We start from the raw sequence: 13,437 nt of genomic DNA on the forward strand, positions 1-13,437 counted from the left end.
GACATGGTTACAACGACAAGGTGTAACAGAGCGAAATGCGTGGAAGCTGGCGATGTCAGATAAAGGGTGGTGGCACTTAGCCCTCTCGCCCCAGGTGAATCACGCAATGCCAATCAAATGGTTCGAGGAGAGGGGACTGTACTCATTGAGAGATGGGTATGAGTCACTAAAGATATATTCGGAACCGCCGTATGCGACCCACGCTTGTACGGTGGTGTGAGAGGATGGAGGCCGTGAGGCCTCCTCCTACTCGATTTCGTTCAGTAACCTATACCCTTCTTGCTTGAAGCTGCAGCGGTGTTGGCGACGTTCGTTCACCCCAATTACATAGTTCATCTATGCTCATGGGGATTCACTCACTTGCCGCCTACCTGCAACTCCAAGCAATTTGGGTATAATGAGGTTGTTACTTTTTCGCTTTGGCAAACGCGGCTGCGAATGCGCCGCCCATGGCACCACCAAGCGTATTGTCGTTGTCTTGGCGACGTGGCGATGGAGCGCGGCGCTCTTGCTGGCCACGTGGTGCGGCGGAGCGTTGGCTGCGATTGTCTTGCCCCGGCTCATCATTGAGACGCATCGACAGTGCGATACGCTTACGTTGCACATCCACTTCCATCACTTTGACTTTGACGATGTCGCCCGCTTTAACCACTTCACGCGGATCAGAAACAAAGCGATCGGTCAGCGCTGAAATGTGCACCAAGCCATCTTGGTGAACACCGATGTCAACAAAAGCGCCAAAGTTGGCCACGTTTGATACCACCCCTTCAAGAATCATCCCAACTTCCAGATCGGACACATTATGAATGCCTTCGGCGAAGGTGGCGGTTTTGAATTCAGGACGAGGGTCACGGCCCGGTTTATCCAACTCTTTGATGATGTCGGTCACCGTTGGCACACCAAAGTGCTCGTCGGTGTAATCCACTGCGCGCAATCCTTTAAGGAAGCTCGAATCGCCAATCAACGCTTTGACCGCTTTTTGATTCTTCTCGGCAATCGCTTTGACCACAGGGTAGGCTTCAGGGTGAACCGAAGAAGCATCGAGAGGGTTTTTGCCATCCATAATACGTAGGAAGCCCGCACACTGTTCAAACGCTTTTGGCCCTAAACGTGGCACTTTTTTCAATGTGGTACGGCTGTCGAAACGGCCATTCTCATCACGAAAATCGACAATATTCTGCGCCAACGTGGTCGAGAGACCGGCCACGCGGGTCAGCAGCGCGGCAGAAGCGGTGTTGACATCCACACCGACCGCGTTTACACAATCTTCCACCACCGCATCAAGGCGTTTCGCCAGCATGGATTGGCTCACGTCGTGCTGATATTGGCCCACACCGATTGATTTCGGATCGATTTTCACCAGCTCGGCCAGTGGGTCTTGCAGGCGACGAGCAATCGACACCGCGCCACGCAGTGACACGTCCATATTCGGGAACTCTTTGGCCGCCAGTTCTGAGGCAGAGTAGACCGAAGCGCCTGCTTCGCTGACCATGATTTTCTGTACTTTGAGATTGCCACGTTTAATCAAATCTGCAGCAAAGGCATCGGTTTCGCGTGAAGCAGTGCCGTTACCAATCGCAATCAAATCGACGTTGTGTTGCTTGATCAACGCGGCCACCGTTTGCATGGCGCGATCGTACTGGTTCTGCGGCACGTGTGGGTAAATGGTATCGGTGGCCAGCACTTTACCGGTGGTGTCCACCACCGCGACTTTACAACCGGTGCGCAGGCCAGGGTCAAGGCCAAGCGTTGCGCGTGGGCCCGCAGGCGCAGCCATCAACAGATCTTTGAGGTTAGTGGCGAAGACTTCAATCGCTTCGATTTCCGCGCGCTCTTTCATTGCCGCCATCAACTCGGTTTCCATGTGCATTGAAACCTTGATGCGCCATGCCCAACTGATGACCTGTTTGCGCCAGTTGTCTGCAGGGGCGCTGCTCAGCGTCACACCATAGTGATCGGCAATTAGGGTTTCGCAATAGGATTGGCGCACACTTTCTTCTTGCTGTGGATCGGCATTGAGCGTCAGGCTGAGGAAGCCTTCGTTTCGGCCGCGCAACATCGCCAAAGCACGGTGAGAAGGCACTTTGCTGATCGCTTCGTTATGCTCAAAGTAATCTTTGAACTTCTCGCCTTCTTGTTCTTTGCCCGCCACCACGCGTGACACAATTTCAGCATGACGATTGAGGTACTGGCGAATTTTCTCCAGCAAGTTGGCGTCTTCGGCAATGCGCTCCATAAGGATAGCACGTGCGCCATCGAGCGCGGCCTTGCTGTCTTCCACCCCTTTTTCGCCATTAATGTAGCGGATCGCTTCACTTTCAGGCTCGGTTTGTGGGTGGTTCCAAAGTGTATCGGCCAGTGGCTCTAGGCCTGCTTCAATCGCGATTTGCCCTTTGGTACGGCGCTTTGGCTTATAAGGCAGGTACAGATCTTCAAGGCGCGTTTTGCTATCGGCCGTGAGGATTTCACTTTCCAGCTCTGCGGTGAGTTTGCCTTGCTCTTGAATCGACTTAAGAATGGTTTGGCGACGGTCATCCAGCTCGCGCAGATAGGACAAACGGCTATCGAGGTTGCGCAATTGGGTATCATCAAGCCCACCGGTTACCTCTTTACGGTAACGGGCGATAAAAGGAACGGTGTTGCCATCATCAATTAGGGTAACGGCAGCAGTGATTTGCTCAGGGCGAACATTCAGCTCTTGAGCAATCAGACGACAGATAGCTTGGCTCATCCGTGGGATCTCTTTGTTCTTCGTTAGTGGGTCTAATATGGGGACAGTTCGCGTCAGTTTCTACCCTTGTGGGAGAGTGGCTGAGTGACCTGCGTTCATGTTGGTGATCAATAACACGTTTTGCCGCCGCTTTTGAGAGTATTGCGTCAAATCTTCGCAGGTGACTGGCAAAGCGCAGCAAAACTCGTTACTTTTTGCATCATCTGATTCCGTTCGAGCCATTAAGGGAAAGTTCGTGAAAACCAAAATGATTACCCGCGAAGGGTACAACAAGCTCAAGCAAGAGCTCGATTATCTATGGAAAGAGCATCGCCCTGAGATCACGCAGAAAGTGTCGTGGGCGGCGAGCCTCGGCGATCGCTCAGAAAACGCCGATTACACCTACAACAAGCGTTTGCTGCGTCAAATTGACCGACGTGTACGTTTCCTGAGTAAGTTTTTACCGGAAGTCAAAATCGTTGATTACGCGCCGCAGCAAGAGGGCAAAGTCTTCTTTGGTGCGTGGGTGGAAATTGAAAACGAAGCGGGTGAAGTGATGAAATTTCGCATCGTCGGCCCTGAAGAGATATACGGTGATGCCAAAGGTTACATTTCGATTGATTCACCGATGGCGCGCGCGCTGCTGAAAAAAGAAGTGGATGACGAAGTGCAAGTGCCAACCCCAAGCGGCATCAAAGAGTGGTTCATCAATTCGATTGAATACGATAAAGGGGAGTGATGTTTTGTTGAAGTGACGACTTATCTTGGAAAAAATGTTGTTTAGCGCTTGACTCTCCCCTTTACAGGAGACTCTAGGATAAAGCCTCCAGTAAATCATCGAGGCAGAAAATGAAAACAGCATTCATCAGTGGTTCAACATCGGGTATCGGTTTGGCTTTTGCGCAGCATTTGGCGCAGCAAGGTTATGCATTGATTCTTCACGGACGTAACCAAACGCGACTGAATCAGTTGGCTGAGACACTACCCAATGTCAAACTCACCATCGCAGCAGATTTGTCACACTCACAACCACTTGCTCATCTACTCCAACAGCTTGAAGGCTATCCAGAACCTATTGAAGTGGCGATTAATAACGCAGGATTTGGGCTGCATGGTGAGCATTTGTCACTTGCCGAAGAAGCGATTGATAACATGTTGGCGCTCAATATTTCCGCCACCACCAAGTTAAGTCGATATTTCGCTAATCGCATGACCAAACAAGGCGGAGGGCATATGCTCAATGTCGCGTCGACCGCAGCGTATCAACCCCAACCTTACATGGCCGCTTACGCTGCCAGCAAAGCCTATGTCTCCAGTTTTACTGAGTCTCTGGCTAAGGAAATGCGCGCGCAGAAAGTGAACATTACTTGCCTCTCTCCTGGGCGCACCAATACGGGTTTCTTTCACTTTGATGGACAAGATGCCGCAAGGTTTGGGCAGGGAACATTTGCGGAAAAACATCGCGCGGATCCCCACACCATTGCGAAATTGGGTCTGAACGCACTTTTCAACCATCAAGTGAGAGAAATTCCGCTGTGGGAGAACAAGTTCTATGTATTTCTCAATCGCTTATTGCCAAGAAACTGGGTGCTGAGCTTGTACCATCGCGCGATGGCGAATATTTAAACTTCGGCGTTTTCTAATGACATGAGCAGGCAGGCGTTGTGTAAGGAAACACTTTGCTCCAATTGTCCAAGCCCTTTGAGCATCCGTTCGATTTGGTTCTGCTGCTCGAGCAGTTTAGTGCGTTTTGCATTGATGTGCTCAAGTAGCAAATCCATTGGGATCAAGCCCTGCTGGGTTTTGGCTTGGGCTATCATTTTGAGCTCTTCAAGGGTGAAACCTAAGCTTTTGGCCAACTTAATCATCGCCAAAATATCCAAATAACTGGCATCGTAGTGCCGGTATTTGCCTTGGCGTAGTGGCGATTTGATCAGACCAATCTCTTCGTAATGTCGGATAGCCTTGATACTGTTCCCAGATTTCTTTGCTAGCTCGCCAATATACATGCTCTTTCCTGTTGCTCGAGACGACCGTCCTTTTCAGGGAGGGGTCATTTATCCGCTAGTGACGGTTAGTGTTTTTCCAAGCTTAATAAGTAATTACGCAGATTGACGCCGCGATTGGTGATGCCCAATTTGTTGCGTAGGCTGTTGCGGTGGTTTTCCACCGTCTTTCTCGCAACATTGAGCGTGCTGGCAATCTCTTGGCTCGACATGCCACTGCGAATGAACTCCGCCACCTGTAGCTCCGACGGTGTCAGCACTTCGAGTAAGCGACTGTTGATCGCACCGCCCTCTTGAAGCAGATTTTCCATATTGGTCTTAACGATTTCCAAGCAGAGCTTCAAGCTAGGATCTTGCAGCTGTGATAAACGACGTTCCACTTCTGGTAGGTGTTTGTTACGGATCTCTTGTTGCAGCTCGTTAGGCAGTTGTGTTGTCCCCGATTGGCTTAATAGGCTTAAGGACTCCGTTAGCTCATGAATGATTTGATAGTCTTGTTCGATGGCGCTGAGTTTCGGCTCGATAGCGACTTTTTCTTTCGATTCAATCTGCAAGCAGTAAAGTGGCTGAGCATTCGTATCCTGCAATAGACACATGGAAAAATGTAAGTTAGCGATATCAAAACTGAGTTGGGTGGTTTGCCCTTTCAATAAAGCGCGGATTTGACTAATGAACTGCGGCCCAACAAGAAAGACCAAATCATCCAAGGTCTTTAGCGATAATGTGGCAACAGGATAGTTACTTGCCACGACTTTTTCCTCGTGATCAAAAGCCACAAAATAAATGTCATGCAGGGCGAGCAATTGTTGATACATATTGCTGGTCATTCGACTTTTGATTGTGTCTGAGGAGGGCATAAACCGTTACATATCTCTGCTGATTGAACTGAACTGACAATATACCTATCTTTTACCTATTAGGCATCTCAAATTTAACCCACGCCATTCTACGCTTTTGCGCTTGCAGTGCGATGATTCCGCGCAATATGTACCGTTTTGTTTAATTATTAGTCATCTTTGCGATTGTTATCACAATGTAAAAAGTGATTGATGAGATCTCGACCTCATATGAATACCTATAAAATACCTAAATTAATACCTACCTAATACCCATAAGGTTGGATGAGAAATGGAAAAACAAGCAATAATCAGTTTATGTCGTGCGGTAAGTATGAGTGCTGTGCTTGCCGTGAGCAGTTTGGCATTCGCGGTCACGGAAACCAAAGGCCCTAATGGAGAAAGCGCGACGCCTTATTCACAAGTGAAGCTTTCTGAGGTGGAGAAAAATCAAGTGCGCGCCGCAGGTTATACCGCCGCCATTTTGATGCATAGCACATCGGATTGGTCCAATGCCTTGATTGAAGGAGCAAAGGACAAGTTTGCTGACTTGAACATCAAAGTGGTTGCGGTGACGGATGCAGAGTTCAATGCCAATAAACAGAAAACGGACGTTGAAACCACCATGGCTATGAAGCCTGACATTCTCATTTCGTTGGTCGTTGATCCGGTTTCGGGGGCTGCGGCGTTTCGTCCAGCGGTCGAGCAGGGCAGTAAGCTTGTGCTGATCAGTAACCTACCAAGCGGTTTTGAGCATGGTAAAGATTACGCCGGTATTGTGACGGATGATTTATCTCAGATGGGCAAAATCGCCGCTGATCTCATCGCCGATGCCGTAGAGGAAAAAGGCAAAGTCGGCTTTATCTATCACGAAGCCAACTACTACGTCACCAACCAGCGTGATCAAGCAGCGTTAGCCAACTTGCAACAACGCTATCCAAACATCGAAGTGGTCGCAAAACGCGGTATTGCCAATGCCAACGATGGTGAAGTGATCGCGTCAGCCATGATTACTCAATATCCTGACATTAAAGCGATTTATGCGCCATGGGACAGCATTGCGGAAGGGGTAGTAGCCGCTACTCGTGCTGCGGGGCGTAAAGACATCAAAGTGATCACCATGGATTTGGGCGCGGCCAATGCTTTAGACATGGCCAAACAGCGCAACGTGGCAGGCATTGTGACGGATTTGCCTTATGACTTGGGGCAAACACTGGCACGCATGGGAGCCTTGGCGAAACTGGATCAGCCAACCCCTCCTTTTGTGACCGTTGGTGCCAGCGCGGTGACCCGCGATAACTTGTTGGAAGCGTGGCAGCAAGCGCTGCGTCGCCCTGCGCCTGAAGCGGTGCAAAAAGCACTGAAATAGAAATAATCACAGGCCTGCCAGCCTGCTGGCAGGTTGAACCTGATTCAAACAGGGAGAGAGTGTGTGAGTAATGCAATTGAAGCCCGTGGTTTAAAAAAAGGGTTTGATGGTACTCCGGTGTTGAAAGGCGTCGATTTCACCTTAAAGCAAGGGGAAGTTCATGCGCTAGTGGGGCAAAACGGCGCCGGGAAATCCACGTTGGTGAAGCTGATCAATGGTTTCCATGCTCGTGATGGCGGTGAAATTCGCTTGTTTGGCAAAGAGGTCACCTTCTCGTCACCGAAGGCGGCACAAGCCGCTGGAATTGCGATGGTTTATCAGGATCTCAGCCTCGTACCGACATTAAGTATCGCTGACAATATTTTTCTGAACCATCCGACCGCAAAGCGCAGCTTGATTTCCAACCGTGCCCGCGAGCGTCAAGCGAGGCCACTGCTGGAGTTGCTGGGCGTGGAGATTGACCCTAGCCAGCTTGTTGAAACCTTGAGCTTGGGTGAGCAGCAGCTGGTGGAAATAGCCAAGGCGCTGGCATTGGATGCCAAAATATTAGTGTTAGATGAGCCGACGGCGTCACTCTCCAACAATGAAATCAACGAGCTATTTCGTGTGATCGAAAAACTTAAGGCGAGTGGTATCAGCATCATCTACATCACGCACTATTTGGCCGACATCCTGCGCATTTGCGATGCAGTGACGGTGCTACGTGATGGCTACAGTGTGCTGGAAACCGCGACGTCACAAACGTCAGTCGATGCGCTGGTTGAGGCGATGTTAGGCAATAAAAGTGATACCCAAATGGATTGGCTTCGCCCTGTGGTTGATACGCAGAAAGTGCCGTTGCTTGAACTCAGAGAGGTGACGACCGATCAGCTTGATGCGATTTCGCTCAAAGTGATGCCAGGACAAGTGGTGGGCTTAGCCGGTTTACTGGGCAGTGGTCGCACTGAAATCTTGCAAGCCATCTATGGTTTAACGCCACTCACCAAAGGGGAAGTCTTGGTTGAGGGCAAACCAGTACACATCCGTTCACCGCGGGATGCGATTGAAAATGGCATCAATATGGTGCCCGAAGAGCGCCGCTCACAAGGGTTAGTACTGGATTTCTCCGTGTTTGATAACCTGCTGATGGCCTCTTTTGATCGTATTTCTCACTCCTTGGTCATTGATAAAAATGAAGGGCAAGGCATTGTCGATGCGGCGATTCGCCGTCTCGGAGTAAAAACTTCTGGAGCGTCCCAAGCCGTCCGCTACCTCTCTGGAGGAAATCAGCAAAAAGTGGTGATTGGTAAATGTCTCTCGACCCAAGCCAAAGTGCTGTTGCTCGATGACCCAACATTTGGCATCGATATCAATGCCAAATATGAAATCATGAAAATCGTCAATCAGTATGTGGAGCAAGGCAACGGGGTGATTTTTGTCTCCAGTGAATATGCCGAAGTTGGCAGCTTTTGCGATGTGATCTACGTGGTCAACAAAGGTCGAATCGTCAAACAGATTCAGGGACAACGAATGTCAGAAGAGGAGTTGCTGGCAGCGGTCCAGTAATAAGGAAATGAGTTATGAATGAAAAAACCATCCCAGCGCCAAAAGAACGCACCATCCAGTGGCGTGACTATATTATCTATTTTGTGTTTGTCGGCATCTTCATCTTCTTTTCCGTGATGTTGCACGATAAGGGGTTCTTGACCTCGATGAACTTGATGAACATCGCACGTCAGACAGCCACCATCGCCATTATGGCCGTGGGTATGACGTTTGTGCTCAGTGCGGCTGAAATTGACCTTTCGTTTGGTGCGACGGTGGCCTTGTCTGCGATCGTCTCAGCGCTAACTTTGCAAGAAACGGACAGCATTTTGATGGCGGTTTCGGCAGCGCTTTTGGTTGGCACCATGATTGGCTTCATCAACGGTATTTTCGTCACTCAGGTTGGAATACCTTCGTTCCTCGTTACCTTAGGGACGACAGGCATCATTACTGGGGTGGCACGTTGGTCTACCTCTTTGCAATCCATTCCAATTGATAATGACACCTACGCGTTTATTTTCGGTTCTGGTGACATTGGCCCCTTCTCCGTTCTCTTCATCTGGACATTGGTCGTCACGGTGATTGGCGCCTTTGTGCTGCGCAACACCACGTTTGGCAAACACGTTCTGGCAACCGGTGGAAATAAGGTCTCTGCCATGTACTCAGGAATTAACGTCAATCGCATCAAACTCTACGTTTTGATGCTCAATGGTTTCCTTGCTGCCTTGGCTGGCATTTTATACTCGGGACGTTTGTACAGTGCACGTTATACCTTAGGTGAGAGCGATCTGATGCTGGTGATTGCCGCCGTGATCATCGGCGGAACCAGTTTGTTTGGTGGAAAAGGTACAGTGATTGGCTCGGTGATTGGCGCGTTGATTATGGGAATGGTGAATAACGGTCTGATTTTGATGGGCTTAAACGTTGATCAGCAACTTATTTTACGCGGAATCATCGTGATTGTGGCGGTGACGTTCACCATGGGACAGATCAAACAGTTGCGCAAAAAATAGCGGTGTAAATTTAAGGAGAACAAACAATGGTAAGCCAACAACAGATCGCAAATCAGATCGCCCAATGGAGCTTGAAAGAGAAAGTCGGACAACTGTTTATTTTGGCCTTTCCCGGCAAATCGGCTCAGGCCGCACAGCGGATGATTGCGGAATACAATCTCGGTGGCTGTTACTTGAGTCAAGATAACGCAGAGACCTTTGCCGAAGCTCAACAGCTCAATCAAGCGTTACAGTGCTTACTTGATGCTCATCAGCGTCTACCGTTATTGCTCGGTGTCGATCAAGAAGGGGCATGGGGCGTGTTGGTTGGAGAATCGACCACGGGGCCCGGCAATTTGGCGCTAGGCGTGGCGGACCAAGCCGTGGGCACGGAACGTATGTATCAAGTGTTTGCCGAAGAGATGCGCAGTGCCGGTTTTAACTGCATTCTTGGCCCATGCTGCGATGTGAACTTAAACCCAGCTTCGCCGATCATCGATACTCGTTCGTTTGGTGATCAGCCAGAGAAAGTCGCACTTCACTCAGCAGCAGCAGTTCGTGGTCTGCATACTGGAGGGATCACCGCGTGTGCAAAACATTTCCCAGGCCACGGTGATACCCATGGCGACACTCACCGCGATATTCCACGCGTTGATAAATCCTACGACGATCTGAAACTTAACGACTTAGCACCTTTCCAAGCCGCCGTGGATGCGGGCGTTGATCTGGTCATGACCAGCCATATTCTCTACCCACAGTTGGACGCTCATGCCCCTGCAACACTCTCAGCGACGATATTGCAACAAGTACTGCGCCAAGATATGGGATTTGAAGGGGTGATTATTTCCGACAGCATGAATATGGGGGCTATTGTCAATCATTACGCGCCTGTCGATGCAGCCGTCAAAGCCATGCAGGCGGGCATCACCATGATTATGCTTTCTGAGGAACATTATGACCACTCTGATGCCTATTTAGACAAACAACTGGCGATGATCCATGGTGTGATCGATGCCGTTGAGCTGGGGGATTTGGCGGAATCAGTGATCGATCAAGCCTTGGAGAAAGTCGTACGCCTAAAACTGGAGAAACTGGTACCGATGGCGTTGTACCAAGATCTTTCTCTTACCGAGAACCAACAAGTCGCAGCAGACGTATCTCAGGGCGCAGTGACTTGGGTTCGCGGTGGTCTTGAGCTTAGCGGTCAGAAACTCTATTTGCTCAATGCCACACCAGCGACAAGTTACCACAACTTAATGAATCCGCGTGGTATTGGCCCCAACCAAGCATTGCCCGCGTTCAGCGCGCTGTGTCAGGCTTTAACGGAACAAAACGCCAATTGGCAATTGATCCAAGAAGAGCAATTGGATGCATGTCGTGATGGTTACCTCATTGTAGTGACCGAGAATCACCCATTGCCCGGAGAGGACTTTGAGCAAGTTGAAGCGCAAGCCAAGGTACAGCAGCTCAGTCAGGATTTCCCTAACCTCATCGTCCTTGCGTTACGAAGTCCTTACGACTTACTGCAATACCCACATGTGAAGCATTATTTATGCTCGCATTCCCCACGGCCAGAAAGTGCCGTTGCCGCCGCTCGTGTGTTAACTGGGTACACAGCGCCTGCTCGAGGTTGCGCGGTGGAACGAGTAGGCTAGCAATGACATTTAGAAAACAAAAAAACGAAAACCCGCCTTGTGCGGGTTTGTTTTATCTTAACGATTAGTGACGTATGACGTTGCAAGTGGGTAGTGCATCCGCTAAAAAGTAATAAAGATTAACAATTCTTTGCGCCACATTCGGATGATTGGTGTTACATTTTACCGAACCAAATTTGGTGGAAGCTTATGAAATAGGTGGACGGACACATGCAAGAGAATTTTAAAATTTTAGTGGTTGATGATGATGCTCGCTTGCGTGCGTTGTTGGAGCGTTATCTATCAGAGCAAGGTTTCCAAGTGCGCAGTGTCGCCAATGGAGAGCAGATGGATCGCCTATTGACCCGTGAAAACTTCCACTTAATGGTACTGGATTTAATGCTTCCTGGTGAAGATGGTCTTTCGATCTGTCGTCGTCTGCGTAATGCCAACAACATGTTGCCTATCCTGATGCTAACGGCCAAAGGCGATGAAGTTGACCGCATCGTTGGTTTAGAAGTGGGCGCGGATGACTACCTGCCAAAACCGTTCAACCCACGTGAGTTACTTGCGCGTATTAAAGCGGTGTTGCGTCGTCAAACGATCGAGCTGCCTGGTGCGCCAAGTGCGGAAGAGAAAATTGTCGAGTTTGGTGAGTTTCGTTTGAACTTGGGCACGCGTGAAATGTTCCGCGGTGATGAGCCGATGCCACTCACCTCGGGTGAATTTGCGGTACTGAAATCGCTAGTGACCAATGCGCGTGAACCGATGTCGCGCGACAAGTTGATGAACATGGCGCGTGGACGTGAATACTCCGCGATGGAACGTTCCATTGACGTGCAAATTTCTCGCCTGCGTCGCATGTTGGAAGAGGACCCAAGCAAACCTCGCTACATCCAAACTGTATGGGGCTTAGGTTATGTGTTTGTTCCTGATGGCAAACCAGCTTAATCTGACATGATGATTCTTCTCCAATCCCTGGCTTTGACCAGGGATTGTTGTTTATTCTACCTTCGTACTCTACCTAGCTGCCGAGGTCTTTGATGCGTTTTCGTAGTTCCTTTACCCAATCGATCTTTATCTTCATTACGTTGCTGCTCGCCAGTCAGGTGTTCTCCTATTACGCGGTGTTCAACTACGCGCTATTGCCGAGTTTGCAGCAGTTCAACAAAATCCTCGCCCATGAGCTGAATTTGGTGCTCGATGATGATAGTGCGCTGATGGCGGATGCGCCGTTGCGTCGGCAGGTTCTGGAGCAACTTGGCGTGACGGTGCACGCGGCCGACAGTGAGCAAGCCAAAGAGTTTGACCATGCAATGACCATCGATCTGATGAGTGAAGAGATGACTCATGAGCTTGGTTCGCCAACCGAAGTGCGTCTGCTGTTGGGCAGTGAAAGCTACATTTTGTGGATGAAAATTGACGAGCTTCCAGGCTCACTGATCCGCATTCCGCTCTCTGAACTGCAAGAAGAAGATTTCGCTCCACTGTTTCGCAATAGTTTGATTGTGGCGCTGCTGATCGTCGCTGGTGGTTGGCTGTTTATCCGTTTGCAAAATCGCCCTTTGATCGCGCTGGAGAAAGCGGCCAAGGAGGTGGGGCGAGGGGAGATCCCACCGCCGTTGCCAGAAAAAGGGGCCACAGAGATCCGTGCGGTGACGCGAGCATTCAATCAGATGTCTCGCGGCATTCAAGAGTTGGAAGCTGACCGTGCGTTGTTGATGGCGGGCATTAGCCACGATTTAAGAACGCCGTTAACACGAATTCGCCTTGCCACTGAGATGATGTCGCCAGAAGACAGCTACTTAGCGGAAGGGATCATCAGTGATACTGAAGAGTGCAATGAAATCATCAGCCAATTTATGGACTATCTCAAACCGGTGAATACCCAAAGTTTCACCGAGGTCGATATCAACGGGATTTCTGGGGATATAGCGAGCTCAGAAGGGGGCTATGAAGTGCAGATTGAGACCGCCTTCCAGCCTTCGATTCGCCCCGCTTTTGGCAGCCCGATTGCGATTAAGCGTGCTGTGAGCAACTTAGTGGTCAATGCGCTGCGTTATGGTAATGGATGGGTGAAAATCAGCACGGGGATGACGGCTGATCGCAAGTTGGTGTGGGTGTGTGTGGAAGATAACGGCCCAGGGATTGAAAAATCGCAAGTGGCGAAGCTGTTTGAACCTTTTACCCGTGGCGATACGGCTAGAGGTAGCGAAGGAACCGGCTTAGGGCTGGCTATTGTCAAACGTATTGTCAGCCAGCATCACGGCTCGGTGGTGGTGAACAACCGCAGTGAAGGTGGGCTCAAAGTACAGCTGAGCTTTCCGACTGGCGAACGTTAGTTGTAACCGTATTTTGGAAGGGTT

At 49.9% G+C, this 13,437-nt stretch carries 11 protein-coding genes and 1 pseudogene; 9 read left to right on the forward strand and 3 right to left on the reverse strand.

Going from position 1 to position 13,437, the window contains the following annotated elements; translation table 11 throughout:
- A pseudogene (locus CIK04_RS35610) lies at positions 1-220 on the forward strand (hypothetical protein); the annotation flags it as partial.
- Positions 221-406: 186 nt separating this feature from the next.
- On the opposite strand, the gene CIK04_RS18825 reads toward CIK04_RS35610, so the two are convergent.
- On the reverse strand, positions 407-2,731 hold the full coding sequence (locus CIK04_RS18825) for a Tex family protein (protein WP_097353367.1): 2,325 nt from the start codon (positions 2,729-2,731) through the stop codon (positions 407-409).
- 235 nt (positions 2,732-2,966) lie between these two features.
- Between CIK04_RS18825 and greB the strand changes: the two genes are divergently transcribed.
- Both greB and CIK04_RS18835 read left to right on the forward strand, forming a co-directional pair.
- Positions 2,967-3,449, forward strand: coding sequence for a transcription elongation factor GreB (gene greB, locus CIK04_RS18830; RefSeq protein WP_011078926.1), 483 nt, complete (start codon positions 2,967-2,969; stop codon positions 3,447-3,449).
- 110 nt (positions 3,450-3,559) lie between these two features.
- On the forward strand, positions 3,560-4,336 hold the full coding sequence (locus tag CIK04_RS18835) for an SDR family oxidoreductase (RefSeq protein ID WP_097353368.1): 777 nt from the start codon (positions 3,560-3,562) through the stop codon (positions 4,334-4,336).
- Here CIK04_RS18835 and CIK04_RS18840 read toward each other — a convergent pair.
- Both CIK04_RS18840 and CIK04_RS18845 read right to left on the reverse strand, forming a co-directional pair.
- A complete protein-coding gene (locus tag CIK04_RS18840) occupies positions 4,333-4,719 on the reverse strand; it encodes a MerR family transcriptional regulator (protein WP_097353369.1) in 387 nt (128 codons plus the stop codon). The two genes, CIK04_RS18835 and CIK04_RS18840, sit on opposite strands and share 4 nt — an antisense overlap.
- A gap of 65 nt (positions 4,720-4,784) precedes the next feature.
- Entirely contained in the window at positions 4,785-5,531 is a 747-nt protein-coding gene (locus CIK04_RS18845; RefSeq protein ID WP_097353370.1) for a response regulator transcription factor, read from the reverse strand.
- A gap of 313 nt (positions 5,532-5,844) precedes the next feature.
- Between CIK04_RS18845 and CIK04_RS18850 the strand changes: the two genes are divergently transcribed.
- The 6 genes from CIK04_RS18850 (at position 5,845) to envZ (ending at position 13,413) form a co-directional block, all read left to right on the forward strand.
- Positions 5,845-6,921, forward strand: a complete 1,077-nt coding sequence (locus CIK04_RS18850) for a substrate-binding domain-containing protein (RefSeq protein WP_039451373.1) — start codon at positions 5,845-5,847, stop codon at positions 6,919-6,921.
- A 63-nt stretch (positions 6,922-6,984) separates the two neighbouring features.
- On the forward strand, positions 6,985-8,466 hold the full coding sequence (locus tag CIK04_RS18855; protein ID WP_080525919.1) for a sugar ABC transporter ATP-binding protein: 1,482 nt from the start codon (positions 6,985-6,987) through the stop codon (positions 8,464-8,466).
- Positions 8,467-8,480: 14 nt separating this feature from the next.
- Positions 8,481-9,458 carry an ABC transporter permease gene (locus CIK04_RS18860; protein ID WP_039451380.1) on the forward strand — a complete coding sequence of 326 codons (978 nt, stop codon included), beginning with the start codon at positions 8,481-8,483 and terminating at the stop codon, positions 9,456-9,458.
- A gap of 26 nt (positions 9,459-9,484) precedes the next feature.
- A complete protein-coding gene (locus CIK04_RS18865; protein WP_097353371.1) occupies positions 9,485-11,092 on the forward strand; it encodes a glycoside hydrolase family 3 N-terminal domain-containing protein in 1,608 nt (535 codons plus the stop codon).
- A 210-nt stretch (positions 11,093-11,302) separates the two neighbouring features.
- Positions 11,303-12,022, forward strand: a complete 720-nt coding sequence (ompR, locus tag CIK04_RS18870; RefSeq protein ID WP_011078925.1) for a two-component system response regulator OmpR — start codon at positions 11,303-11,305, stop codon at positions 12,020-12,022.
- Positions 12,023-12,114: 92 nt separating this feature from the next.
- Positions 12,115-13,413 (forward strand): two-component system sensor histidine kinase EnvZ, encoded by a 1,299-nt coding sequence (envZ, locus tag CIK04_RS18875; protein ID WP_097353372.1) that lies wholly within the window; start codon positions 12,115-12,117, stop codon positions 13,411-13,413.
- Positions 13,414-13,437 lie beyond the last annotated feature (24 nt).

Source organism: Vibrio sp. 03_296, assembly GCF_002265885.1.